General features: G+C 40.7%; 29 protein-coding genes and 2 pseudogenes. 25 read left to right on the forward strand and 6 right to left on the reverse strand.

The window, feature by feature from the left end; all coding sequences use genetic code 11:
* The first annotated feature begins 189 nt into the window (after positions 1-189).
* Entirely contained in the window at positions 190-774 is a 585-nt protein-coding gene (locus tag NHH15_RS13915) for a type IV toxin-antitoxin system AbiEi family antitoxin domain-containing protein (RefSeq protein WP_262067259.1), read from the forward strand.
* 94 nt (positions 775-868) lie between these two features.
* Positions 869-1615: pseudogene (locus tag NHH15_RS13920) on the forward strand (nucleotidyl transferase AbiEii/AbiGii toxin family protein).
* Positions 1616-1890: 275 nt separating this feature from the next.
* Here NHH15_RS13920 and NHH15_RS13925 read toward each other — a convergent pair.
* Entirely contained in the window at positions 1891-3018 is a 1128-nt protein-coding gene (locus NHH15_RS13925) for an ROK family transcriptional regulator (protein ID WP_262067260.1), read from the reverse strand.
* A 285-nt stretch (positions 3019-3303) separates the two neighbouring features.
* On the opposite strand from NHH15_RS13925, the gene NHH15_RS13930 reads away from it, so the two are divergent.
* The 7 genes from NHH15_RS13930 to NHH15_RS15810 all read left to right on the forward strand — a co-directional run bounded on the left by NHH15_RS13930 (position 3304) and on the right by NHH15_RS15810 (position 9580).
* On the forward strand, positions 3304-3684 hold the full coding sequence (locus NHH15_RS13930) for a VOC family protein (RefSeq protein WP_262067261.1): 381 nt from the start codon (positions 3304-3306) through the stop codon (positions 3682-3684).
* Between the two features lie 19 nt (positions 3685-3703).
* A complete protein-coding gene (locus NHH15_RS13935; RefSeq protein WP_262067262.1) occupies positions 3704-4468 on the forward strand; it encodes an SDR family oxidoreductase in 765 nt (254 codons plus the stop codon).
* Positions 4469-4537: 69 nt separating this feature from the next.
* On the forward strand, positions 4538-6028 hold the full coding sequence (locus tag NHH15_RS13940; RefSeq protein ID WP_262067282.1) for a sugar ABC transporter ATP-binding protein: 1491 nt from the start codon (positions 4538-4540) through the stop codon (positions 6026-6028).
* Between the two features lie 2 nt (positions 6029-6030).
* Positions 6031-7008 (forward strand): ABC transporter permease, encoded by a 978-nt coding sequence (locus NHH15_RS13945; RefSeq protein WP_262067263.1) that lies wholly within the window; start codon positions 6031-6033, stop codon positions 7006-7008.
* Between the two features lie 28 nt (positions 7009-7036).
* Positions 7037-7975 carry a substrate-binding domain-containing protein gene (locus NHH15_RS13950; protein WP_262067264.1) on the forward strand — a complete coding sequence of 313 codons (939 nt, stop codon included), beginning with the start codon at positions 7037-7039 and terminating at the stop codon, positions 7973-7975.
* A gap of 37 nt (positions 7976-8012) precedes the next feature.
* Positions 8013-9038, forward strand: a complete 1026-nt coding sequence (locus NHH15_RS13955; RefSeq protein WP_262067265.1) for a zinc-dependent alcohol dehydrogenase — start codon at positions 8013-8015, stop codon at positions 9036-9038.
* Between the two features lie 350 nt (positions 9039-9388).
* Positions 9389-9580 carry an ATP-binding protein gene (locus NHH15_RS15810; RefSeq protein WP_262067266.1) on the forward strand — a complete coding sequence of 64 codons (192 nt, stop codon included), beginning with the start codon at positions 9389-9391 and terminating at the stop codon, positions 9578-9580.
* Positions 9581-9806: 226 nt separating this feature from the next.
* Here NHH15_RS15810 and NHH15_RS13965 read toward each other — a convergent pair whose 3' ends face one another.
* Complete coding sequence (locus NHH15_RS13965) at positions 9807-10193, reverse strand: hypothetical protein (protein WP_262067267.1); 387 nt, start codon at positions 10191-10193, stop codon at positions 9807-9809.
* A gap of 140 nt (positions 10194-10333) precedes the next feature.
* On the opposite strand from NHH15_RS13965, the gene NHH15_RS13970 reads away from it, so the two are divergent.
* Together NHH15_RS13970 and NHH15_RS13975 are read left to right on the forward strand one after the other, a co-directional pair.
* The gene (locus NHH15_RS13970; protein ID WP_262067268.1) at positions 10334-10591 is read left to right on the forward strand and encodes a type II toxin-antitoxin system Phd/YefM family antitoxin; all 258 of its coding nucleotides are present in this window, start codon (positions 10334-10336) and stop codon (positions 10589-10591) included.
* A gap of 18 nt (positions 10592-10609) precedes the next feature.
* Positions 10610-10795 carry a hypothetical protein gene (locus tag NHH15_RS13975; protein WP_262067269.1) on the forward strand — a complete coding sequence of 62 codons (186 nt, stop codon included), beginning with the start codon at positions 10610-10612 and terminating at the stop codon, positions 10793-10795.
* 144 nt (positions 10796-10939) lie between these two features.
* Here NHH15_RS13975 and NHH15_RS13980 read toward each other — a convergent pair whose 3' ends face one another.
* Complete coding sequence (locus NHH15_RS13980) at positions 10940-11032, reverse strand: IS3 family transposase (protein ID WP_416386587.1); 93 nt, start codon at positions 11030-11032, stop codon at positions 10940-10942.
* A gap of 112 nt (positions 11033-11144) precedes the next feature.
* On the opposite strand from NHH15_RS13980, the gene NHH15_RS13985 reads away from it, so the two are divergent.
* Both NHH15_RS13985 and NHH15_RS13990 read left to right on the forward strand, forming a co-directional pair.
* Complete coding sequence (locus tag NHH15_RS13985; protein WP_262067270.1) at positions 11145-11468, forward strand: DUF1648 domain-containing protein; 324 nt, start codon at positions 11145-11147, stop codon at positions 11466-11468.
* A 375-nt stretch (positions 11469-11843) separates the two neighbouring features.
* Positions 11844-12221 (forward strand): class I SAM-dependent methyltransferase, encoded by a 378-nt coding sequence (locus tag NHH15_RS13990; protein WP_262067271.1) that lies wholly within the window; start codon positions 11844-11846, stop codon positions 12219-12221.
* A 182-nt stretch (positions 12222-12403) separates the two neighbouring features.
* Here the strand turns inward: NHH15_RS13990 and NHH15_RS13995 are convergent, their stop codons facing one another.
* On the reverse strand, positions 12404-12943 hold the full coding sequence (locus NHH15_RS13995) for a DNA alkylation repair protein (protein ID WP_262067283.1): 540 nt from the start codon (positions 12941-12943) through the stop codon (positions 12404-12406).
* Between the two features lie 103 nt (positions 12944-13046).
* Positions 13047-13388 carry a zinc ribbon domain-containing protein gene (locus NHH15_RS14000; protein WP_262067272.1) on the reverse strand — a complete coding sequence of 114 codons (342 nt, stop codon included), beginning with the start codon at positions 13386-13388 and terminating at the stop codon, positions 13047-13049.
* 336 nt (positions 13389-13724) lie between these two features.
* Between NHH15_RS14000 and NHH15_RS15815 the strand changes: the two are divergent.
* The 11 genes and pseudogenes from NHH15_RS15815 to NHH15_RS14055 all read left to right on the forward strand — a co-directional run.
* Positions 13725-14123, forward strand: a pseudogene (locus tag NHH15_RS15815) (alpha/beta hydrolase); the annotation flags it as partial.
* A 306-nt stretch (positions 14124-14429) separates the two neighbouring features.
* A complete protein-coding gene (locus NHH15_RS15820; RefSeq protein ID WP_262067284.1) occupies positions 14430-15053 on the forward strand; it encodes a CatB-related O-acetyltransferase in 624 nt (207 codons plus the stop codon).
* 214 nt (positions 15054-15267) lie between these two features.
* Entirely contained in the window at positions 15268-15711 is a 444-nt protein-coding gene (locus tag NHH15_RS14015; protein ID WP_262067273.1) for a hypothetical protein, read from the forward strand.
* Positions 15712-15731: 20 nt separating this feature from the next.
* Positions 15732-16187, forward strand: a complete 456-nt coding sequence (locus tag NHH15_RS14020) for a hypothetical protein (protein WP_262067285.1) — start codon at positions 15732-15734, stop codon at positions 16185-16187.
* A 12-nt stretch (positions 16188-16199) separates the two neighbouring features.
* Positions 16200-16760, forward strand: coding sequence for a YdeI/OmpD-associated family protein (locus tag NHH15_RS14025; protein ID WP_262067274.1), 561 nt, complete (start codon positions 16200-16202; stop codon positions 16758-16760).
* An 11-nt stretch (positions 16761-16771) separates the two neighbouring features.
* Entirely contained in the window at positions 16772-18049 is a 1278-nt protein-coding gene (locus tag NHH15_RS14030) for an MFS transporter (RefSeq protein WP_262067275.1), read from the forward strand.
* Positions 18050-18061: 12 nt separating this feature from the next.
* The gene (locus tag NHH15_RS14035; RefSeq protein ID WP_262067276.1) at positions 18062-20398 is read left to right on the forward strand and encodes an ABC transporter permease; all 2337 of its coding nucleotides are present in this window, start codon (positions 18062-18064) and stop codon (positions 20396-20398) included.
* A 27-nt stretch (positions 20399-20425) separates the two neighbouring features.
* Positions 20426-21196 carry an ABC transporter ATP-binding protein gene (locus tag NHH15_RS14040; RefSeq protein WP_316044082.1) on the forward strand — a complete coding sequence of 257 codons (771 nt, stop codon included), beginning with the start codon at positions 20426-20428 and terminating at the stop codon, positions 21194-21196.
* Positions 21197-21233: 37 nt separating this feature from the next.
* On the forward strand, positions 21234-22010 hold the full coding sequence (locus NHH15_RS14045) for a helix-turn-helix domain-containing protein (protein WP_262067277.1): 777 nt from the start codon (positions 21234-21236) through the stop codon (positions 22008-22010).
* Positions 22011-22077: 67 nt separating this feature from the next.
* Positions 22078-22464, forward strand: a complete 387-nt coding sequence (locus NHH15_RS14050) for a VOC family protein (protein ID WP_262067278.1) — start codon at positions 22078-22080, stop codon at positions 22462-22464.
* 15 nt (positions 22465-22479) lie between these two features.
* Complete coding sequence (locus NHH15_RS14055) at positions 22480-22890, forward strand: VOC family protein (RefSeq protein ID WP_262067279.1); 411 nt, start codon at positions 22480-22482, stop codon at positions 22888-22890.
* Between the two features lie 17 nt (positions 22891-22907).
* On the opposite strand, the gene NHH15_RS14060 is transcribed toward NHH15_RS14055, so the two are convergent.
* The gene (locus NHH15_RS14060; protein ID WP_262067280.1) at positions 22908-24035 is read right to left on the reverse strand and encodes an ROK family transcriptional regulator; all 1128 of its coding nucleotides are present in this window, start codon (positions 24033-24035) and stop codon (positions 22908-22910) included.
* Between the two features lie 220 nt (positions 24036-24255).
* On the opposite strand from NHH15_RS14060, the gene NHH15_RS14065 reads away from it, so the two are divergent.
* Positions 24256-25752, forward strand: coding sequence for a mannitol dehydrogenase family protein (locus NHH15_RS14065; RefSeq protein ID WP_262067281.1), 1497 nt, complete (start codon positions 24256-24258; stop codon positions 25750-25752).
* Positions 25753-25903: the final 151 nt, after the last annotated feature.

A 25903-nucleotide genomic window follows, 5' to 3' on the forward strand; every position in this document is an offset into this window, starting at 1 on the left:
CAACAACATTTTAGCAGTTTTGTGTTATAAGTGCATTTTTTATAAAGAAAATGCTGGCGCAGATGATTTTATAAATCATCCACCCCAACATTTAGTATAGAGCCTTTTTTAGTTGTAGTGCTGGATGAGTTTTTATTGGCTATAGTGCTAATATCATTTATAATTTAAGCACGAAAGGATGGTAGTTGTATGGATGAGATGAAAAAAATAGTTCAAAATAATGATTATCTTATACCGAGAATTGCAAAAAAGGCAGGGGTTTCAAAATTTAAATTTTACAAATATATCCATGAGAACGGATTGGAGCCTGTGAGTCGCGGAGTTTATTCCACGGGAGATAATTGGAAGGATGAATTGTATGTGCTCCATCAAAGATGTCCGAAAGCTGTTTTTTCGCATGATGAAGCTTTTTATTACCATGGTTTGACTGATAGAGAACCTCTTGTTCATACATTTACGATATATAGCGGCTATAATGCTCATCGACTTACAGCTGATGGTAGTTGTAAGGTTTATTCGGTAAAAAAAGAATTGCTGGATGTGGGCAAGACCATGGTGAAAGACAATAGCGGCAACCGGATTCCGATGTATGATTTGGAAAGAACTATTTGTGACTTAGTGAGGAGTCGGAATTCTATTGAGGCACAGGATTTTAGTTCTGTGATTAAGACATATGTTTCCGGAAAAGATAAGAATCTGAATCGACTAATGGAGTACGCAAAATTGTTTAGAGTTGATAATGTAATCCGTAGATACATGGAGGTATTATTATAAGATGCAGCTTACACCAGAGCAGGTAAAGGGACGAATAAGAAATGTAGCTAAAGAGAAGAAGGCTGATGCTCGAATGGTTATGCGTATCTATATGATGGAGCGTTTTCTTGAGCGTATTTCAAACTCTAAGTACAAAGACAACTTTATCATTAAGGGAGGAATACTTGTAACGGCAATGGTTGATGTAGCTTTTTGCTCCACGATGGATATCGATACGAGTATTAAGAATCAGAATCTTTCGGATGTTGATGCTCGACGAGTTGTAAATGAGATTAAGGACATAGATATTGGGGATGGTGTAACTTTTGAGATTAAGGAAATTTCCAATATTATGGATGAGATGGAGTATTCGGGAATTCGATTTATAATGAATGCCATAATGGAAAAGCTAATTACATCAATGAAAATAGACATTTCGACAGGTGATGTTATTACACCACATGCGATTGAATTTCAATACAAATTGTTTTTAGAGGAACGATCTATCAGTTTATGATCCTATAATCTTGAAACGATTCTGGCAGAAAAACTTCAAACTGTTTTTTCAAGAGGTCTTCTGAATACACGTATGAGAGATATCTACGATATTGGGATGCTTTTTTCTATTTATGAACGAGTCATCGATGAGGATATTCTGAAAAAAGCATTTGAAGGGACATGCAAAAAGCGAGGAACGGAAAACCTAAAAATGGATAGCCTTAAAATTCTAGATACAATCAGAGAAGATGCACATTTACAGAGTCTTTGGAAATCATACCAGAAAAAATATCCGTATGCGACTGGCATGGATTATGAGGATATTATGGAAAGCATGGGTGCATTGCTTAATAAAATCCAATAGTTGAAAAGCCGTCATTGTCTGAACAGACGATGACGGCTTTTCTGCTGTCTATATTGAGGGTTTTGATGAGAACAGATCATTAGAACTTTGAAATAACGTTTCAATGGTTGAGGATAGTTGCTTAATTATTTTCCGTGGTCTTGGATAGGCTATTATTCTCTAATTCTAATTCCTTATGAACTTCGATAATGGCCTCTCTTACCGCAACCTTAATTACAAGACCGTGGTGAAAGATGATAATAACTGGATTCCAATGTATGATTTAGAAAATCGATTTATATCTGTTCGATGAACGGTCTCACAAACAGCAGGGCTGCACCTACAGCTGCTGCATCATGTTTATACTTACACACATTGATATGTTCTGAATCTGCGTCAAAGGTAGATATATCGGCAGTCAAACGACGTAAATCATTCAAATATTCTTCGAAATAGCTTCCTAGATACCCGCCCAAGATTACTTTGCAGTCCAGGGAAACAGTGAGGTTATTGATTGCCATCGCCAACCATTCTAAATATTCTTTCCATACATTCTGTATTTTTATATCCCCATCTCTTAATTTTTGGAAGAAAAGGTCTAAGTTGCCATCCGTATGCTGAGACAGAACTTGGGCGGAACAATAGGAGTCCATGCAACCGTTACGACCACAATAACAAGGCAGTCCGTCCCTCACGAGAGTCATATGTCCAAATTCTCCAGCCCGCTGGTTCTCGCCACTATATAAATCATTATTTAAGATGATAGCACCGCCGACACTGTTGCTTAAAGCAAGATAGAGGGCGTTGCTATTATTGCGGTCTGACCACATTTCCGCATATCCAGCAGCATTCGCATCGTTGCACAACATAGCGGGAAAAGGTAGATACCTTTTCATCTGACTGCACTGTAAACCAGAAACGTTCAAAACGTGTGAGTATACCAGTAGGAGTCCGTCAGAACTTATCACTCCAGGAACAGAAAATCCCACACCTAAAAGTAATTCGGGATTTATTTTTGAATCTTTGATTAATCCGTCTACTAAATTACCCAATTCAGAAAAATAATCCGTAGTATTTTGAAAAATTTTCTGGATACGCAGAGAAGAGACAATCTCGGCCATCAAATTTATAATAACAATCCTTACGTGATTACGGGTAATGTCTATACCTATCGAGTAACGTGCATTGCTAGTACAGGTCACAGCCACAGCTCGTCGTCCGCCAGTTGATTGTAAGGGGGATCCTTCCTGTAACAAGCCTTCGGCTTGGAGTTCTTTAACATTTTGGAGTGCTGTAGGCAGACTGATACCTAGTTGGGTGGCAATATCGGGTTTCGATATTTTACCCTGTAAATAAACTAGCTGATAAATGCGATTGCGGTTCGATTGTTTGTTTTCTGTTTTAATTATATTCTCGTAAATCATTTATTAATCCATCTCCTGTTATTAGGCGAAAGTATGAAAAACTCTTTCTATATTGTCTTTATATTAAGATAGTTCGTGAAGTAATGCAAGTTCTTTTCTCAGAAAAGGGAAAGAAGAAACGTAATATACATAATAAACAAGAGATAAACAAAAAATATGTATATTGCGACGAAATAAACAAAAAATATTGACAGAAAAGCAAGATGGAATTACACTTTACTAAAGCGCTTTAAGTAAAGTGATGAGTCAAAGTGGATTATAAAGAGAGGAGGTGAAGAAATAATTATGAATAATTTGTATGTGACGGGGATTCAACATTTGGGAATTCCGTCAAACAATATGAAAGAGACACTGGAATTCTATAAGAAGCTAGGATTTCAAGTGATGTACCAAACGATAAACGCAGATGAAAGAGTGGCGTTTTTGCAGCTAGAGAACTTAATTGTAGAGACGTATGAAAACGGTCAAGCTACATTACAGGCTGGGGCGGTAGATCATATAGCACTGGATAGTAGCAATATTGAAAAAAGTTATCAAGAAGTACAAAAATTAGGATTCGCTATAGTAGGAGACATTGAGTTTCTCCCATTTTGGGAAAATGGAGTTCGTTTTTTTAAGATTCAGGGACCTAATGGTGAAATAGTAGAATTTTGTCAAAGATTATGAGATGAAAAAGGAGAAGCTTATGTTTGTTGAAGAAATGTTTGGGCTAACGGGAAAGGTTGCAGTCGTTACTGGAGGAGGTCGTGGGATTGGTCAAGTAGTCGCGACTGGACTTGCGAAAGCAGGAGCAGAAGTTGTTATTTTTGCAAGAAGTGATGCTAGCAAAACAGTTGAATTGATAGAAAGCGAAGGCGGAAAAGCCTATCAGGTACGTGTTGATGTTACCAAGGAGGAAGAGGTCGATCTTGCAGTTAAGGAAACGGTGAAGAGATCGGGGAAGATAGATATTGTGTTTAATAATGCCGGAATATGTATTCATAAGGGAACAGTAGAGGCTAGTATCGCAGAGTGGAAAGAAGTACTCAATACGAATCTGACGGGAATTTATATTGTAGCCCGTAGTATTGGACGGTATATGATTGAGAACAAGATTAAGGGTAGTATAATCAATATGGGCTCCATGTCAGGCGGAATTGTTAATATACCACAATGGCAAGCTTCATATAATGCATCAAAAGCAGGTGTAATACATCTGAGTAAATCACTGGCAGTTGAGTGGGTAGATTATGGTATTCGAGTGAACTGTTTAAGTCCGGGATATATTGGGACACCAATGTCTGCAGATACACCACAGGAATTAAAAGATGCGTGGATACCACTGATACCGGCGCATCGAATGGGCACGCCGGAAGAGTTGATTGGTGCGGTAATCTATTTGGCTAGTGATAGTTCTGGATACACCAATGGATGTGATTTGATCGTCGACGGCGCGTATACCTGTGTTTAGAAGTAGCCCAACCGATGGGAAGGAGTGATTTGCTTGAAAGATAAAGGAAGCAGTGAAGTGTGTCTGGAGATGAAACAGATTAAAAAGAGTTTTGGCAGTGTACAGGCATTGAGAGGAGTTGATTTTAAGCTTCGTCGCGGAACGGTACATGCACTGATGGGTGAAAATGGAGCCGGAAAATCTACTTTGATGAAAATACTTGCTGGAGTGCAAGGATATGATGAGGGTGAGATTCGGATTAATGATAAAGTAGCAGTCATTGGTAGTGTTAGGGATGCTATTAGTGCTGGTGTTTCGATGATTCATCAAGAGCTTTCACCGGTATTGGAAATGAGTATAGCCGAGAATATCTTCCTTGGAAGGGAGAAGATAACGGGACGATTTCCAATTGTAAACAGTCATTTTATGAATAAAGAAGCTGCTGAAATGATGAAAAACCAAGTGGGAATGGATATCAATCCGAATACAAAGATGAAAGACCTTAATGTCGCCCAAATGCAGATGGTGGAAATTGTCAAAGCAATTTCTCAAGGAGCTGACATCATTATCATGGATGAACCAACGTCTGCAATCACTGAAACAGAGGTGGAAAAATTATTTGCGCTCATCCGTGAGTTGACGGAAAAAGGAAAGTCAATTATTTACATTTCTCATAAAATGGATGAGATTTTTCAGATTTCGGATGAGATAACGGTGCTTCGAGACGGCGAACTTGTAGGAAGTGATTTGGCGAAAAATTTGGACGACACAAAGTTAATCAAAATGATGGTCGGCAGAGAGTTAAATGAAGTGTATCCCAAAGTCAAGGTAGAGCCAGGTGAGGTTTTGCTTGAGGTTAAGAATCTCGGTAAGACAGATAAATTTAGAGATATATCTTTTAAAGTCTGCCGTGGAGAGATTGTCGGCTTTGCTGGATTGGTTGGTGCAGGACGGACTGAGGTGGCAGAGGCTATTTTCGGCTTTAAACCTGCAGATAATGGAGACATTTGTGTTAAGGGTAAATCAGTGAAAATAAAATCACCAGCAGACGGAATAAAAGAAGGGATTGCATTTGTATCAGAAGATCGTAAAGAAGTAGGATTGAATTTAATTAGTTCCATCAAGGATAATATTACTCTTGCAAATCTAGAGAAATATTGTGCCTGCAACTTTATTATCAATAATAGAGTGGAGAAGGAGAAGGCACAGGAATATTCAAAACAGTTTAATGTAAAAGCACCTTCTATAAATACGAAAGTAGGGCAGTTAAGCGGTGGGAACCAACAAAAAGTTATTTTGGCAAAGTGGGTATCTTGTGATCCAGACATTATTATCATGGATGAGCCAACCAGAGGGATTGACGTTGGTGCAAAATCTGAAATTTATCGGATGATGTGTGAACTTGCCAAACAGGGTAAATGTATTATCATGATTTCATCAGAAATGCCGGAGGTCTTCGGAATGAGCGACAGGATATATGTGCTTTCTCACGGAAGACTTAAAGGTGTATTTGATAAGAGTGAATTTGACCAGGAAAATATATTGGCATGTGCATCTGGTAAGTCAAAGGAGGAATTATAAGTATGGATATCAAACAGGAGACAAGGAAAGACGGATTTGTAAGAGTGAAAGTATCTGGTAATTTTATCAGTAAATACGGAATTTTAATAGCGTTCTTAATGCTTTTTGCAGTTATGGGAATCTTGCGACCCTCTACCTTTTTGACAGTTGGAAATCAGCTAAATATTTTGCGGCAGGTTTCCATTAACGGCATTATGGCAATTGGAATGACTTTTGTAATTATTACTGGTGGAACTGATTTGAGTGTCGGATCCATGCTTGCCTTTGCATCAATTGTAGCATGTAGCTTTGCACATCCGAATGAATACCTAGTCTTTGTGCCAATTATAGTAGCACTTTTGATTGGTGCATTGCTAGGACTCTTTAATGGCATTGTGATAGCGAAGGGAAAAGTCGCACCGTTTATTGCCACGCTTGGGACAATGACAATTGCAAGGGGGATGACCCAATTGTTTAACGGCGGAAGGCCGATAAATGATTTGTCAACACAGTTTAATTTTATTGGTGGTGGAAGTGTAATAGGAATACCTGTTCCGGTTATCGTTTTTTGTGTAATTGTTTTGCTAGGATGGTTTTTGTTGAATAAAACAAGGTTTGGGCGTTACGTCTACGCAATTGGTGGAAATGAGACAACAGCAAAGGTGTCAGGCATCCGTGTAAACAGTATTTATATTATGGTATATACATTGATGGGTGTGTTGTCGGCACTTTCAGGAATTGTGTTATCAGCAAGAGTGGAAACAGCTACAGTAATTGCTGGAACGGGATATGAGCTAGATGCGATTGCTGCCGTTATCATTGGAGGTACGAGTACTTCTGGCGGCAGGGGAACCATCATTGGAACAATTATTGGTGTTTTAACAATGGGAGTCTTAAGTAACGGGCTAGATCTTTTAGGAGTTTCCTCCTATTATCAACAGATTGTAAAAGGATTTATTATTATAGGAGCAGTTTTATTGGATAAGAAAAATAAGGCTTAAGCAGATAAAAAGAAGGGTGAAATAAATTATGAAAAAAATATTAGGAATTATCTTAGTAAGTGTTTTGTTAGTTGGTTGTATTACTGGATGTCAGACAGACAAGTCGAATAAGGACAAGGCGGATAGTTTGACGATAGGTTTCATGAATACTAATTTGTCAAATGAATTCCAGGTTGCAATGCTTGATGCTGCAAGAGAAAGCGCTGATGAAATGGGAATAACACTAGCAGAGCAGGACGGGCAAGGAGATGCGGCGAAGCAGGTGTCACAAATGGAGCAATTGATTTCTCAAAAAGTAGATGCAATAGTCATGGCACCTTACGATAAAGACGCTTGTGCGCCGGCGGTTACAAAAGCTAAAGAAGCAGGTATACCGTTAGTTATTGTAAACTCAACTGTTAACAATATGGATCAAGCAACGGCCTATGTTGGATCGGATGATAAAGTGGCAGGAGAAATTGCGATGAAAGAGCTTGCAGAAGCAATTGGTGAAAAAGGAAATATCATGATGATACGTGGTCCAATTGGAAATTCAGCAGAAGTAGGTAGAACAGAAGGTGTAAATGCAGTACTTGAGGAATATTCGGAGATATCTATTGTTGTCGATGAACCAGCTAACTGGGATAGAGAAAAAGCTATGAAGTTAATGGAAAATAAGCTGCAGGATAATCTGAATATTATTGGTGTTATGGCTCAAAATGATGAAATGGCAATTGGAGCACAGAAAGCGATAGAGGCGGCAGGAAAGCAAGATGATATAAAAGTAATTGGTATTGATGCGATTGCGGATGCTTTGACAGCAGTTGAGGAAGATAGACTTATAGCAACAGTGTTTCAAGATGCGCGAGCACAGGCAAAGAAGGCATTAGAGGTTGCTGTTTCTGCGGCTAAGGGAGAAGATACGGATAGAGAATATTTTATTGATTTTCAGTTAATTACAAAAGAGAATGTGGCTGATTACAAATAATGATAAAATATAGTCTTGTACAAAAGGAGATAAAAGTATGTTGCAACAAATTATGGTAGCGCCAAAAAAGATAGAGTTCCGCAATGTAGTTAAACCAAAGGCAAGTAGTAATCAGGTAGTAGTGAAAGTCATGGACATTGGTATTTGTGGTTCGGACATCCATGTTTATCATGGAGAACATCCATTTACATCATATCCGATAACCCAAGGACATGAAGTGTCAGGTGAGATTGTTGAATTAGGCGATGAGGTCAAAAACTTTCATAAAGGTCAGAAAGTTACAATTGAGCCACAAGAGTTTTGTGGTAAGTGTTATCCTTGTAGAAATGGTAAGTACAATTTGTGTGAGGAACTGAAGGTAATGGGTTTCCAAACTACCGGTACAGCGTCAGAGTATTTCGCTGTTGATGTGTCTAAGGTGACCCCACTCCCGAAAGATATGCCTTTTGAAGAAGGGGCAATGATAGAACCGTTAGCAGTGGCAGTTCATGGAATTAAACAAATGGGAAGTGTTGAGGGTCTGAATGTTACAGTAATTGGAGCCGGTCCAATAGGAAATCTTGTTGCCCAGGTGGCCAAGGGAATGGGAGCGGCAAAAGTCTTGATTACCGATGTAAGCGATTTGCGATTAAAGAAAGCTAAAGAATGCAATATTGATGCATGCATCAATACAAAAGAAAAGAATTTCGGTGAGGTGTTATTAAAAGAATTTGGGCCTGATAAGGCGGATGTTATATATGACTGTGCAGGTAATAATATTACCATGGGTCAAGCAATTAAATATGCTAGAAAAGGTAGTGTTATCGTATTAGTAGCGGTGTTCGCAGGATTGGCGCAAGTAGACTTAGCGGTTGCAAATGATCATGAATTAGACATTAAGAGTACAATGATGTATCGTCATGAGGATTATGTTGACGCAATTAAACTGGTTAATGAAGGGAAAGTTCAGTTGGCGCCATTGATATCCAAAACATTTTCATTTCAGGATTACCAAAAGGCATATGAGTATATTGATGCAAATAGAGAAACGACAATGAAAGTAATTATCAAGGTACAAGAATAATCTTTTGAATTCTAGACGTCTTCACATGGATTACAAAATCACAAAAAAGTGCTATTAACACGACAAGTATCGGGTTGATGGCATTTTTTAGCTTATAATGAGGGTCTCATAAAATATGAGGAGGTTCTACATGAAAACCAAAAAGAACAAAAAGAAACGGGTACCACCTTCTTTTCTGCGCAGCCCTTTTTGGTTGTTATGTATGGGCGGGTGGCTGTGGTAAAATAAAGGCTATATTTTGGTTCGGATTTTGAGAAATCAGGCTAAATAGTCTATGAGAGGGTGATACGATGAATTTTTTTGAATATAAAAGATCTTATCGGTGAAGCTACAGAATATGATAAAAAAATATGTTTGACGATCGTGTTGAGATATATTCTCCGAGTGGAATGTATGACGGCACAAAGGTTCAGGAAAGAGATTTAATGCAAGTGCCCTCAAGGAGAAGAAATCCTATGATTGCAGATGCTTTTAACAGATTAAAATATATGGATCGTAGAGGGAGTGGATTCAAAAAAATAATCGGTGATTATAAAAAATAACCACAATATAATGACAATATGGAACTAATATTTAATTTGGATAATGATTCTTTTATACTGACCTTGAGGAACTTGAATTATGTGGAGCCAGGGAAAGAATATGGGCTACAAGAGTTTTGCGAGCTACTAAACCTGAAAGAAAGCCGGACGAAGGATATTTTAAAAGGGCTAATTGAGAGTGACAGAATAGTAACTGTGGGTGCAAATAGAGACAGAAGTTATATGCTTAATAACGTTTTCGGACAAGCGCATCCACTTTTACACCAATTGTGAAGGTGGTTGTGATTCCCAGAAGTCTTAACAGAATTGGGAGTTGTGGCGGTAGAGTTTGATTTAGGCGCTCTACACGACCTTTGGCCTGTGGGATACTGCTGGATTCTAATTCGAGACGAAACTGGTGGTCAATGCCGGTAAAATGTGTATAGGTATCCTCATCGAGAGATGGGGAATTTTTCTTTTTATAGGTAAATATAGTTTGGCGATCCGTAAAGAATTTGTAAGGGATGACGTAATCGATTAAAAGCTGATGGTATACATGATAGTAAGCATTCAGGGTTTTCTGAGTATCAAACCACTCACCACCAACTCTGCCAGTAGCATCTTCAACAGCCATATCACACTCAGGACGTTTTCCTATGTGGCATATAAGGAGTTGTTGAAAAAGGTTTATAAAAGTGTCTTAAAGTTAAGAAATATTGAGATAATAGTCGAATTGTGATACAATATGATTGTAAAAAGGAAGAGGTGTTACTTATGCAAGCAGACATCAGACCATTATCAGATTTGCGTAATCATTATAATGATATATCAAAACAATGTAAAGAGAGTAAAGAGGCGATTATTATTACTGTGAATGGACGTGGTGATACCGCAATATTGCGACTTCAATCATATATGCGGATGGAGGTGGAATTAGAGCTTTACAGAATATTGGCAGAAGCTGAGAATGATGTCAGAAATGATAGGGTTAAGCCAATCGATCAGGCGTTTGATGTGCTGCGGAATATGTAAATGATGAAGTGGATGCATATGATTCAGATAATCGATAACGCCGAAGAGCAGATGCGGGGCTTGCTCCTCTATATAGCGGAGGATTCAAGAAGTAATCAGGTGGCTCAAAACTATTTGGAGAAGACTGAAACGGCTATCAAAGGATTGGAGATGAGAGAATATAGAGAGTGCATAACCTCCCGACAATTTGTCGGGAGGTTATGATATATTTGGATGAGGAAGCGTTTGCCTATATAATAGAATGCTTTATCAAGAAAGAACGGTGTAACTATAGAGGAGGTTACTTTTTGTTGTTGAGATTATTTCACTGTGAATATAAAGATTCAGAAGATATGATAAGGGATACTTCTAGACAACTTTTTTAAGGGTATTTCTTCGAAGCTCCACCGGTGTTAAATAACCCAGTGAAGGACAATTAAACCAATTGACATAATCAAATATTTGTCCAGTTTATTGTAGCCTATTCAATATACTGTTTTTAACTTGTAAACTAATAGAAACTTTCTCGATGTTTAATTGTGATGTCGTCATAAGTGATAAAAATGGAGGGTTTATGAATAAAAAAAAGATGATTTTGTGGTTATTACCAGTTATTCAGTTGGTAATAACGGTCGTTGCGCTAACATATTTGCCAAAAAAAATCCCAATACATTTTAACTTTCATGGAGAAATAGATCGACTAGGAGGAAAATATGAACTATTTATTTTAGTAATGATTCCTATCATTCAGTCGGTGTTATTGCAAAGAGAAATAAAAAAAACATGTAAGTATCCGACAAAGGATGAAGAACCTTTGAAAAGAAACAATATGCTATATTGGATAGGCATAACAGTTAATGCCATCTTCCTATCAATTACGTGTGTTTTAATCATATAGCTGTTTGAGGGGGAATATAACGTACTTTTTGGCAGAGAAGCGAATTTGTGGCAAAGGGAAAGTACCACTTCAAGGCTATCCGTCTGCCCGCCCATCCTGCCCTAGTAATCAAACTTCTTAAACGGGTTCGTAAGAACCCCAGAAGCTCCCACTTCAAATTTCATGGAGTGAAATTAAGTGGTGAGTCGTTCACGATATGAGATCCAAGCAATAGAGACAAATGGTTTGATACACCTCAAAATGGTGGCTCTTTGTTGCGTGCAAAGGCGGTTTTTGCGTACTCATCTCCCACTGTAATTACCTGGACATTTCTTGACACAAAAAAGTTTTGGGAATATAATTAGCTCTGACTAACCAAATTGGTAGGAGGATGCAATGAAAACACGAGAAAAGAAGATGGTGGGGGCTTATCGCACTTCAAAAAACATTTATGACACTGCTTTATCCGGTAAAGGACTATGGGCGAAAATATACATGGGATTTTTATGGAATGTAGATGACTGGGCTGTGAGAGAACAATTATTCTCCTACATTCCGAAAGATTTTGCTGGAAAGCTACTGGATGTGCCAACGGGAACGGGACTGTTTACTGCGGACAAATATCTCACGATGGAAAATGCGGAGATTACTGCGTTAGGCTACTCTGCAGATATGCTGAACCAAGCACGAGAACGTTTTCAGGGGATGAAAAATGTCACTTGTGTGCAAGGTGTGGGTGGTTCACTCCACCATTCTGGACAAAAGCAGAATTGAACGAGATTTTGCAGACGTATTATAGCCAAGTCGAAATGAATACGGTTAATTCCATGGTTGTTCTGCGTTGTGTGAAATAGCAATGTTATTTTTGTTTCAAAATCCACCTACTGGCTAACTTATGTACTTGTTTCACCTGATTTGATGATAAATCCCATTGGTTCAGTTCGTTTTTTACAAGCTCAAGATGTTTTTTTGCTGATATCCCGCAGGGCGTTGCCAATGGACTTTCGGACATATTCACTTTCATCGTTCCGATGCGCCGCTAACAAGTTGATAGCGATATTTGGGTGATCCTTCAAATAAGGGCGGCTTGTCCAAACCCGCAAGCCCTCGGAAACTGCCCTGCGTACATTGGCAGTGTTGCTTCCAAACCATTCGTCTATCAGAGGAAGTGCATGCTCATAACCAATCGCTTTGCAATGAATATCAAAGGCCATGGCAAGTATTTCCTGCACCTTCCAGCTTTCATGCTTGCTAACCGTGTCCCGCAGGAAATGGATTGCATCGGGATATTCCCTGCCAATATAGCCGCATAGAAATACACCAACTTCTTGTATTTGAAAATTGTTGGATTCATAGAGCGGTATAATGGCCTTGTGGCATTCCTCAGCAGAATGCGTTTTGTAAAACTGTTCCGCTTCCGCCCGCACTAGTTTCAGGCTATCCTTTTCGGGGATAGTTGCGGATAGATAGTCTATATACTCAGATATCAAATTCATCACCAACAATCGCTATCTTCATCTACCATTCTTCCTTTCCTACTGTACTCCAAATCATTTTAACCTATCAATCGGAGGAAATTCAATTGTTGTGGACATAAGACTACTCATTGGCATCCCTGCAATGGCACTCATTGGATGTGCAAGTGCAGTCTGGATTGTAGCCGCTTGCGCACGCTTCCGTACAGGTGCAATGCCATCTTTTTAGTGTCGGCAAGGTCGCTTTGCAGTATGCTTCCATTTCCTCTTGGCTCATGCCAAGCTCTGGGGCAAATTGTAAACTGTTTTCAATGAACTCCTCCATGCTGACATCTTGAAGGAATGCGCCGTCCTTATAGCAAAATACGCAATAATCCTGATTCTTGCTGCCATCGTGGTTGGTTCCGATGTGGCTTTCTTCTCGAATTTCCATACTGCAACTTTGACAAATTAAATTCTGATTCATAATTGATTCTCCTTATTGAATAATTTATTGAAATTCCACTTTGAATTAGCTGCAGTGCCTGCTGAATCCTACCGTGGTTTCCTGTACGTGGGTATAGTTTTTTCTCTGGAATCGTCATAACAGTTCTTTGAACGACTACGCCTATTTTTTTGTCATTCTATCATAGTTTTTATGGAACATCAACTACAATTGTAGTTGATGCCAAAAGAAAACTGTGGTAAAATGGCAAAAACAGATGTAGTTGTTGCGCGCAACGAACGCTGTTTCCAGAACATTAGAGGGCTTTTACAAGAAGCCATCAAATGAGTAGGAATTAAGACTGAAAGCGAGGACATAATGGGAAGGCAGATTTTAACAATTGAAAATATTCCAGCTGTTTTATGGGGGCCGAAAAGGGACAACTTATTGATTGCTGTCCATGGAAATCAGTCCCATAAAACAGATGTTGTAATTAGCCTAGTGGCTGAATTGGCAGTAGAAAGAGGGTATCAGGTTCTTAGCTTTGATTTGCCAGAACACGGGGAACGAAAAGATGAGAATCGCATCTGTGACGCTAAGAACTGCGTAGAAGATTTAAAGAAAATCATCCAGTACATTCGTACCTTATCTGATAATATCAGTCTGTTTGGTTGTAGCATAGGTGCATATTTTAGTATGCTGGCATATCAGGATGAGTCTATCGAAAAGGCGTTATTCTTATCACCAATTGTGGATATGAAGCGTCTTATCGAGAATATGATGGAGTGGTTTGAGGTAAGCAAGGAGCGCTTGGAGCGAGAAGGTGAAGTTGCTACACCCATCAATAATCTTTATTGGCATTATTATCAATATGTACTGCAACACCAGGTAAAGTGGCACAAACCTACAGCAATTCTTTATGGTTCTAAGGATGAATTGACGGAGTACGAGGTGATAAATGATTTTGTAGAGAAGAGTAATGCTAGCTTAACGATTCTTGAAAACAGCGAACATTTCTTTCACTCCGCTGAGCAGCTGGCATTTCTACGTGGATGGTTATGTCAAAACCTAGAATACGTCCGAATGGATACATACAAAAAGATTTATCCCCGAACCAATGATTTTCAAACAATATATCTGCAAAGTGTAATTGAGAACCCTAATATCAGCGTAGGTGAATACACAATATACAATGACTTTGTCTCTGATCCTACCCAGTTTGAAAAGAACAACGTTCTTTATCACTATCCGATAAATAATGACCGGCTCATAATCGGTAAGTTCTGTTCAATTGCCTGTGGTTCGAAGTTTATCTTTACGAGTGCCAATCATACACTGGACTCTCTTTCCACCTATACCTTTCCTCTTTTCTATGAGGAATGGGAGTTAGATAAAAAAGATGTTGCCTCAGCTTGGGATAATAGGGGAGATATTGTCATTGGTAATGATGTGTGGATAGGGTATGAGGCGGTTATCCTATCCGGTGTACATATTGGTGACGGCGCCATTATTGGAGCACGAGCAGTAGTTACGAAAGATGTGCCGCCCTATACGATTGTTGGTGGGGTGCCAGCAAAGGAAATCTGCAAGCGCTTTAACGAAAGTACGATTGCTAAGCTTGAAGAAAGCAAATGGTGGGACTGGCCTTTTGAGAAGATTCAGAAAAAGCTACCGGCGATACAAGAAGGAAAAATCCAGGAGCTTTAGAAGAGGGTATCTGAGAATAAGAATTTGTTTCGCTATCACCAGCGCTATTTGTTGAGGGGGAATGAGGGTGAATACGTCTACGATAAGTATGTTAATATACCTTTTAATCAGTTCTATATGGCTGCTGTTGGATGTGAGGTTTCGTTTTGTAGCCGTTATATGTATTTTGTTGTTAATTGGCGCCAATATATAAACAAGGAAAATGGAGATTATGATGAAAAATTATAGGTTAGGTTTATCAAGGGTTGGAGTGATTGCGGTTGTGCTCGTTATGCTTCCCAATTTAATGTACCTGTTTGGTGTACCACCAAACGATGTTTTGGGGGACAATTCTGCTGGTGTTACGGTTTTGAATGTTCTGGAGAACAGTGGACGTTTTGGGCTTATGATAGCTCTGTGTGGTGTCATCAACAAGAATACGCCAATACGAAATCGTGTCGTAACAATAATGGCAATCTGTTCGTTGCTGGCTTACTATGTACTCTGGATAGCGTATTTTACAGGGAACTTTAATGGCATATCACTTGTCGGCATGGCGGTCTTTCCATCGGCATTTTTCCTGTTAACGGCGTGGCGGCAAAGGAATATCTTTGCATTTGCTTTCGCCGCGTTATTTGCTGTTGTGCATATATCAATAACCAGCTGCAATTTTTTGTAAGGAGAAAGGTGTGAATGAAAATGTGTGAAGAGTGTTATGCTGAAAAAAGTAGAATTACACCGCTATTAAATCCTGAGGATTGCTTGAAAAATCATACCCAGTATATTTGTGGTAGTTGTGGCAGATGTATATGCATTGAACGTGACCCCAAGCGAAACTTACAGCGGTGGAACTTTCCTTTTAAAACACAGGAAATAGCTAAACTGTATTTGCGTACGGCCGATTATACAGCGAAGCGAGCATGTGGAATATATGAAATAAGAAACGAAAAGGGACGAGTATCCTATAAAATTTTTACTAATAACGAGGAGCTCGAACTATATTTAAAAAAGAACACGGGAAAAACGTGTAAGAATATGACGCCAGTCTTTACTAGGGGAGAATACCAAGAGTATGACAACACCCAGGTGCGCAAGCTGACGTCTGGTGAAATCAGAAGATATATGGATGAACAGACAGAAGGGATAAGGGATTAGGAGGTGGATAGATTGTCAACGCAACTACAGTTTGCTTCGCGAGAAGAATTTAGAGAATGGTTAAATACAAATGCAACTACAAGTGATGGTATCTGGATATTATTTGGTAAAGCCGGCGGTCCCAAGACGCTGAAGGCAGCAGAGGCTCTCGAAGAAGCCCTTTGCTTTGGGTGGATTGATGGACAGATGAAAAGTCTTGATGAGAAGACATATATAAAGTACTTTTCTCAGCGCCGACCAAATAGCAAATGGTCAGAAAAAAACAAAACCTTAATCGAGAAGCTGGAAAAACGTGGAATAATGACCGATTATGGCAGAGCGAAAATTGAGGATGCAAAGAAGAATGGACAGTGGGATAAGCCGAAAGCCCCGGTAATTACCGAGGAGGATATTGCGGCAGTATCAGCACTGCTAAAGGAGTACGAAGTAGCCTATACAAATTTCTGCGCCATGTCTCCGTCTGTTCAAAAGACGTATACAAGAGCATATCTTGATGCTAAGACGGAGGCGGGTCGCACCAGTCGTCTTTCTTGGATGGTCGAGCGGTTAAACAAGAATCTAAAGCCGATGTAGAAAGGGATAAAGTGGATAATACGAATAAAGCATTTAGTAAATTTCTTTTGTTATGGTCGGGGCAATTTGTAGCGGCCATCGGTAGCGGCCTAACCTCTTTTGGTTTGGGCGTATATATTTATCAGCAAACAGGTCTGGCCTCACAGATGGCTTTTGTTACCCTATTGGCTTTTCTGCCAGGGCTGTTGCTGGCACCTGTGGCCGGTGTGCTGGCTGATCGTTACGACCGTCGTCTATTGATGGTGGCAGGCGACGGGCTTTCGGCAATCGGCCTGGTATTTATTCTTATTTGCATGGCAAATGGTGGGGCACAGCTTTGGCAAATCTGCGTGGGCGTTACCATCAGTTCAATCTTTTCCTCATTACTAGATCCGGCATATAAGGCTACAGTGACGGATCTTTTGACCGAGGAGCAATATAGTAAGGCAAGTGGCCTTGTCCAAATAGCAGGCTCTGCCAAGTATTTGCTCTCACCATTCATCGCCGGGTATCTACTCGCCATCACAAATATAAAGCTGTTATTGGTCATTGATATCTGTACGCTTTTGCTGACAGTTGTGACTACGTTGGCTGTGCGCAGACAAATTAGCACAAAGAAGCAGGAGAGAAGCGGTACCTTCTTCGGTGAGCTTAAGAAGGGATGGGAGGCGGTATCACAAAATAACGGTGTTCGGTCATTGGTGTTACTAAGCATGGTAATCACCTTTGCAATTGGTTTTATACAGACGCTTTTTACGCCGCTTATCCTTTCCTTTGCCGATAGTGCTACCTTAGGAAGGCTGGAGTCCATTGCAGCATCAGGAATGCTTGTTACCAGTCTACTTATTGGTATCGTTACCTTTAAAAAAGGCTATGTAAAAATGCTCGCCCTTTCCTTGTTCTTTGCAGGAATATTTATGGCTGGTTTTGGTTTACAGGAAAATATCTTCTTGATTACCGTATCCGGTTTTCTGTTCTTTGCGATGCTGCCCTTTGCCAATACGGCGCTAGATTATCTACTGCGCACCAATATTGATAATTCACTGCAAGGACGTGCTTGGGGTATCATTGGCATCGTCTCACAGCTTGGCTACGTGGTAGCCTATATGCTTTGCGGCGTACTTGCTGACTATCTGTTTACCCCAATGCTAGTAGAGGGTGGTGTTTTGACCGGTAGCATCGGCAAAATCATCGGTGTTGGTAGCGGTCGGGGTACGGGTTTGCTGATTATTTTGGCTGGGTTTTTGCTGTGTATTACAGCACTTGTCCTCTACCAAAGCAGAGCTGTAAAGGGACTTGAAGAATATTAAAAGGAGCATGAAATGACTGGAAGAATTATACGTAAAGACCTTGCCCGCAATAAAATTGTGACGTTGACCCTGTTCTGTTTTATTCTCATCGCGTCCTTATTGGTGTCAGGTGCGGTACGGATTGTGACAGAAATGACGGGTGCCGTAGATGCTTTATTTTCCCAGGCAGCAGCACCGGATTTCATACAAATGCACACCGGCGATTATGACCAAGGCGCTATTGATAGGTTTGCAGAGCAAACATCGATGGTAACATCTCAACAGACAGTAGAAATGCTAAATATCGACAATGCAAATCTTGCTTTTGCCGGTCGCCAACCGGCTACGAATAGCGTAATGGAAAATGGGTTCGTGCGTCAGAATGAAGAGTTTGACTTTTTATTAGATCTAGATAATCAGGTGGTAAGACCAAGGGATGGCGAAATCGCGGTGCCTATCTATTATCTTCAGCGTGATGATCTTGCCATTGGCGATACTCTGGAAGTAGTAGATGGCCAGTATCGAAAAGAGTTTCGTATTATCGCCTTTGTACGAGATGCCCAAATGAATCCTTCTTTGATTAGTTCCAAGCGGTTCGTAGTCAGTGAAGCGGATTTTACCGAGTTGCGCGCACATACAGGCTCTGAAGAATACTTGATTGAGTTTCAGCTAGCAGAGGGTGTGGACGTGGGCGAGTTTGAGCGAGTGTATCAGTCAGCAGGACTTCCACAGAAGGACACGGCCATCACGGCAGGATTGTTAAAACTAATGAATGCCCTAACCGACGGCCTTGTAGCCGCGTTAGTTATCTTGGTTAGCCTACTAATTATCACAGTTGCTCTACTTTGTCTGCGACTGACATTGCTAGCGAACATGGAAGAGGATACCCGTGAGATTGGCGTTATGAAGGCGATTGGTATTAAGAGCAAAGACATTCGCGACTTGTATCTACTCAAGTATCGCGTGATGGCGGCCCTGGCCTGCCTACTGGGATTTGTATTCTCTCTACCCTTAGGGAAAGTGTTTACGGCTAATATTACTCTTTATATGGGTAAAGTGGAGATGAGCCCCTTAACAATCATCCTGCCTGTGCTAGGGACAGTGGCTGTTTATGGTATTGTGATGATGTTTTGCCGCCTTGTTTTGCGGCGTTTCCGCCGTATCTCCGCAGTGGAAGCTTTGCGGGCCGGTGGTAGTGCTAATGGGAAGTTGCGAGTAGGATTCTGGCCTCTGTACAAACGGCCTGTGCGTTGGCTCAACCTACGTCTAGGTGCGCGTGAAGTTTTGCGAAGCTTCGGGAGCTATGGGCTTTTGTGCTTTGTATTTATTCTGTGTGTCTTCTTGTTTATTGTACCTATTAACTTACTGACCACGGTGCAAGCACCTAACTTTATCAATTATATGGGGATGGGACAAAGCGATGTGCAAATCGACTTGCGGCGCACAGAGGGCGTCGAACAGCGATATACGGAAATGCTGAAGGCGCTTTCTAGTGATGAGGATGTGGAGCATTTTGCTCCCTACGTGACGGCAGCTTATCCGCTCGTAACAGATGGAGAGACAAGTACCTTAAGAAATGTGCAGATTGGTGATTTTGGCCAGTACGCCATTGATTATTTAGATGGCAAAGCACCTCAGACGGAGAATGATATTGCTCTTTCGCAGCTGAATGCCCAGGATTTGGAGGTTGCAGTCGGGGATAGTCTGACGCTACTGGTGGAAGATTGTCCGCGGACGCTTACAGTGAGTGGGATTTATCAGGATTTAACCAACGGCGGGCGTACGGCAAAGGCGTCTCTTCCCTGGAGGGCAGAAGATGTGCAGTGGTATCTCGTCTACCTTGATTTGAATGAGGGGGTTGACCGTACAGAAAAGGTGGCAGAGTACGCCGAGGCCTTTGCCCCGGCTAAGGTTACTCATATCGATAGTTATATCGCCCAAACCTTTGGCTCAACCATTTCTCAGCTAAGGCTGGTGGTTGTACTGGCGGCATTGCTTTCCGCTGCGGTGGCGGTACTTATTACGGCCCTGTTTTTGCGGATGTTGACAGCCAAAGAAGCTCACGAACTATCGATCTTGACTTTTCTTGGTTTCCAGCCAAAAGATCTTGCCAGACAGTATATCTTCCGCACCCTGCTGGTATTGGTGGTAGGGGTAGTAATTGGGACTTTGGCAGCGGCCACCTTAGGACAGAACCTAGCAGGCTTGATGTTTGCCAGCATGGGGGCTTCCCGTATTAGATTTGTTGTGCAACCGATGGTGGTGTATCTAATTTGTCCACTAATACTGGCAGGCGTGGTAGCGTTAACCACCCTTGCCAGTACCAGAACGACAGGGCGTATCAAAATCCAAAATTTAGTGATAGAATAAAAGCTCGCCCACAAGGGCGCGGAGGAAATGATGAAGACAATTTTAGAAGCAAGAAACATCAATAAAACCTATGCTCAGGACAAGAACAACAATATCCAGGTGCTACAGGACGTATCGCTACAAGTCGAGCGCGGTGAATTCGTTGCTATTATGGGACCGTCAGGTTCGGGAAAAACTACATTGCTCTACGCTATCAGTGGCATGGATCGCCCGACTTCAGGGCTGGTGCAACTAGATGAAAAGGAACTTACGACGCTATCCGAGGATGAGCTAGCAGCGCTTCGACTAAGGCGAATGGGCTTTATCTTTCAGCAAAGTAATCTGCTTAAAAATTTGTGTATCCTTGACAATATTGTACTTCCTGGTTACAAGGCGAATAAGGAGAGCCAGGACGTGATCTGTAGTCGGGGGGAAGAACTACTGATGCAAACAGGCATAAGTAACATCGCTAAAAACAGCATTACACAGGCGTCAGGCGGGCAGCTTCAGCGTGCGGCTATCTGCCGAGCCCTTATTAATAGGCCGGATATCCTTTTTGGCGACGAGCCTACGGGTGCCCTCAATTCTTCCGCTACGGCAGAGGTGTTAGATATCTTGGCAAGTATTAATGCTACAGGGACAACCGTCGTGTTAGTTACTCATGACGCTAAAGTAGCCGCTAGAGCGGACCGGGTGCTATTTATGATGGATGGTCATATAGCCGGTGAGTATCCGCAGGAGAAGTACGATCCAGAAAAACAAGACTGGAAAGCCCGAGAGGAAGTCCTTTCTGTCTGGCTTTCAAAGATGGGCTTTTAGAAACGAAATTCACAATAATCTGTAAGTAGGTGACCAGATGTATTATCCAATCCAAATACCATATCTATTAAACATGGAGTTTTCGCAAAATATGAGGTATACCGAGGAATCTGCCGATGAATACGGAGGGTTTGTAATCTGCTACTGGGAAATGCAACCGCTAACAAAGACGAAACTATCCGCATCAAACATTATCGCTACGGATGCTTGTATCGATTTGGTGGCGAGCTTTGATGAAAAGAGCATCGGCTTTGCCGGTATGAGCAGAACGGTGTTTGACTTTGAACTTGAATTGCCAAGCCGTTCCTTTGGGGTTCGCATGATGCCCGGAGCGTTTCATCAGCTGACCGGACTTCCGGCTACTGCTGCCATGGACAATTTCTTGCCAATAGAAACCGTGTTTACGGATTTTGATAGCGGATACTTTTTCTCATTGCCGTTTGCCCAGGCGAAAGCGTATTTTAGGAAAGCTCTCATGAGCTGCACCCAGGGCAATACCCCAGATCAGTTTACCTTATTGTTTCATCAACTTTCAGAGAAAACGCCGGCAACGGTGGGAGAGCTATGTAAAGAGCTTCACCTTAGCCCCCGTCAATGCCAACGATTATTCAAGTTGCATTACGGGATTACGCCCAAGATGGCATTAAGCATTGTCCGCTTTCATAAATGTATGGAAATTCTCACCTCTCCCAAAGCGAAACCATCCGATATTTTGAATGTGGCCGGATACTACGACCAGCCTCATTTTATCAAGGACTTTAAGAGTAATATCGGGATAACACCCTTAGAGCTTATTCGTACGTATCAATCTTGACGCGTTTTTACAATACGTTTTCTTAGCGACCTTGTAGAATGAAGAAAAAAATAGGAGGAACTAAAGTATGTACAAAGCGATGACAACAAATCTAATGGTGAAAAGTGTGGATAAGGCGATGGCCTTTTATAAAGAGGTGCTGGGATTTTCGGAGGTCGCATCTGTGCCTGGCAAAAATAATGAGCTGCAATTTGCAATTCTTTCTAAAGATCAGCTAATGGTAATGATGCAGGAAAAAGACAACTTTATTGAGGAATACCCGGTTCTGAAGACACCGGCGGTGCAGCCATCGGTTAGCCTGTATATTGTTGTGGATAACCTAGAGGCACTTTATAATGAATTAAAAACAAAGCATTCCATTTACACAGAACTCCATACTTCTTTTTATGGGGCGAAAGAGTTTGCCATTACCGACGTAGATGGCTACGTACTTACTTTTACAGAACGTGATTAAAAGGAGAAAATCAAAATGAGATTAGGAGCAATCGTATTAGATAGTGACAACATTGATGCGTTGTCGGATTTTTATGCCAAGTTATTAGGGTGGAAGATGAATGTTCAAATGCATGACGGTGAAAAATGGATTACCGTAATCAAAGACGATTTTTCGGAAACACCGTTAGTTTTCCAGGAGAATCCTGATTACAGAAAACCAGTGTGGTCACCCACTAAGACAGAACAACAGCAAATGGTTCATCTGGATTTTTATGTGAAAGCGGCTGAATTTGAGTCGAAGATTGCCTACGCCATAGAGTGCGGAGCGACAATGGCCGAAAACCAATTATCCAGTGACTGGAAGGTTATGCTCGATGTGTCGGGACATCCCTTCTGTATAATTCCCATACCCAAAGAAGTGTATGAGCAGAGATATGGAGTATAACATAGGCGGCCTATATATTATAGCGCCAAGTTATCCAAATACTCCTTAATAAAAGGTAGCCCGGCACCTATGGCAATAGCAGATTTCTCTCTGGTACCAAGGGAAATAAAAGATTCTGTCTCAGGAAAAGCAGAAAGGGCACAAACCTTTTGAAAGAGTGTTTCTGTGTCAGAATCTTCCAAATAAGGTGACATGTGTCCGCCTAACATCACAGGCAGGTTTATAACCATGTGAATATTATTGATGACAATAGCCAAATTATCTAAATATTTATCAAAACGTTTCAGATGTTCTTTGCTCTTTGCAGTCTTGTTTGTAAAGAAATCCTCTAAAGTTTCATCTTCATATAATAATGCACTGACAGCACAGTAAGCATCGGCACATCCCTTTTTGCCACAGTAGCATTCTTTGCCTCCAGGAAAAAGTGTCATATGTTCGATTACACCACTGGTACCGGAATAGCCGGGATGGATGTTTCCTTGTAGGATAACTGCCCCGCCCAGATGGTGACTAAGAGAAAGATAAAAGATATCCGTAGCCTCTTTGTGATTCCATAAATCACTGGAAGCTGCGCACTCCGAGTCGTGAACGAACCGGCATGGGTAGTTTAAGTACTTGGAAAAACTATCAATTGTTAGTCCGGTATAATCTAATATTTGACCATAAACTACTTCTTTGCCATCACTTGAAACAAGACCTTGCATACCAAATCCAATCCCTAATATATGCGGGGATGTATGGATTTCATCCTTGATAAACAGGTTGATTTCCTCGCTTACTTGTCTGGTATAAGTCTCGCTCTTTTCAAAATGGATGTCTACAATTCGTTTGGCAATCGCCTCGCCCCTCAGATTAATTGCAAGGATTGCAATGTAATTCTCCAAGATTTCAATTCCCAAGGAGATACGAGCATTTGGAAGAATAGAATAAGCTATTGCTTTACGCCCAATATTAGAATTTAGCTGGCCGCATTTTTGAATCAATTCCTCAGACAGAAGAGAATTAAGATGCTGGGTCACTGTTGGAAGACTCATTCCAAGTGCCGAAGCAATGGCCTGCTTCGAGCTGCCTGCGTTATTATAAATATAATGATAAACATCGGAATAATTAATTTTTTTGATATCCACTAAAGAAAATTTATCCATATGAACCACCTTTTAGAAAGTCAATTTATCAAATGATTATAGCATATGCGCAAGGGTTTGCAAACTCTTATGTTGGACAGGATATACAAAAAGTCAATACTAGATTTGTAGATATTCTTGTATTGACAGTTTAAGCCAAGTAGCATATTATACAAATATATTAAATAAAATGATTTTGCAAAATGATTTAACGCAAAGCAAAAGGAGAAGGTGTATCGTTATGGAAAAGAATAATAATTTAGTGGTTACACTAAGCAATGCATCAATAGGAACTTTGAATGAAGAGGTAAAGACACCTCAATATAACCGTAAGGAAGTTAGCCCGGGTATTGTTCATTTTGGTGTAGGCGGATTTCATAGAGCTCATCAAGCTTATTATTTGGATCAGTTAATGAACATGGGGAAAAGCATGGACTGGGGAATTATAGGTGCTGGTTTATTGCCCAATGATTTGGCAATGAGGGATGCACTTTCTTCTCAAGATTATCTTTATACCTTGGTATCAAAAAACGCGAAGGGAAGCTGGGACTCGCGAGTGATTGGCTCTATCATAGGTTATATGTATGGTCCAGATGATCCAAGAGCATTAGTGGAGCAAATGGCAGATCCCAATATTAGAATCGTATCTATGACGATTACGGAAGGTGGTTATAATTTCGATCAGATTACCGGAGAGTTTATTGCCAGCAATCCGGCTGTCCAGAAGGACTTGGAAGAAGGTGCTCTTCCCGGCACGGTTTTTGGCTACGTATATGAGGCATTAAAGCTCAGAAAAGAGAGGGGCATAAGACCTTTTACCGTGATGAGCTGTGACAACATACAGGGAAATGGTATTGCTGCAAAGAAGGCGATTTTGGCCTTTGCAGGGTTGAAAGACGGTGAGATGGCGGATTGGATAAAAGCACATGTGAAGTTCCCATCCTCTATGGTAGACAGAATTACACCACGAACGGAACAGGAAGATATTCAGTCTGTTTCAGAACGATATGGGTTCAAAGATAATTGGCCGGTGGTAACAGAACCGTTTTTTCAGTGGGTATTGGAGGATCAGTTTAATTGTGGACGCCCTGAATATGAGCTGGCAGGAGTACAGTTAGTTGAGGATGTAGAGCCCTACGAATTGATGAAGCTTAGATTACTGAATCTTAGTCACCAAGGGTTGGCGTATTTTTCATGGTTAATGGGCTACCGTTATGTTCATGATGGGGCAAGGGATCCTCTAATTGCAGATTACTTAATGGCATATATGAACGAAGATGCTACACCAACTCTTTCTCCTGTTCCGGGAATTAATCTGGATGAATACAAAAAGTCATTGATTGAGCGGTTTTCAAATTCGGAAGTATGTGATACAGTGGCGCGTCTTGCGGCTGAAAGTTCAGATCGAATTCCGAAATGGCTGATGCCTGTTATTTCTCATCAATTAAGTAAGGGTGGAGATATTAAGTATGCAGCGGCAATGGTAGCTTCCTGGGCAAGATACGCAGAAGGTGTTGACGAACAGGGAAATCCAATTGACGTTGTAGATAATGCCAAAGAGCAAGTAATGGCAGCGGCAGCGAAACAAGAAGAAGATTCATTGGCATTTTTGCGGCAAGAAGAGTTTTTTGGAAATTTGGTGAATGAGCCAGAATTTACGAAAGAATACTTGTGGGCATTGGATTCCCTGCATGAGGTGGGAGCGAAAGAAACTTTACGTAGATTGTTAGGGAAATAAAGAGTTAAAAAGAATATCAGATATTTGTACAAAATAGAATTTGCCAGGTGCAAGTTCTATTTTGTTGTTGTTTATAAGACCCCATGATAGAATAATGATAGTAAAAAAACTGGAAAGGAAAACGTATGTTAACAATAAGGGAAATTTTAGA

Source organism: Aequitasia blattaphilus (genome assembly GCF_024721305.1).
In the GTDB taxonomy this organism is placed as follows: Bacteria; Bacillota; Clostridia; order Lachnospirales; family Lachnospiraceae; genus Aequitasia; species Aequitasia blattaphila.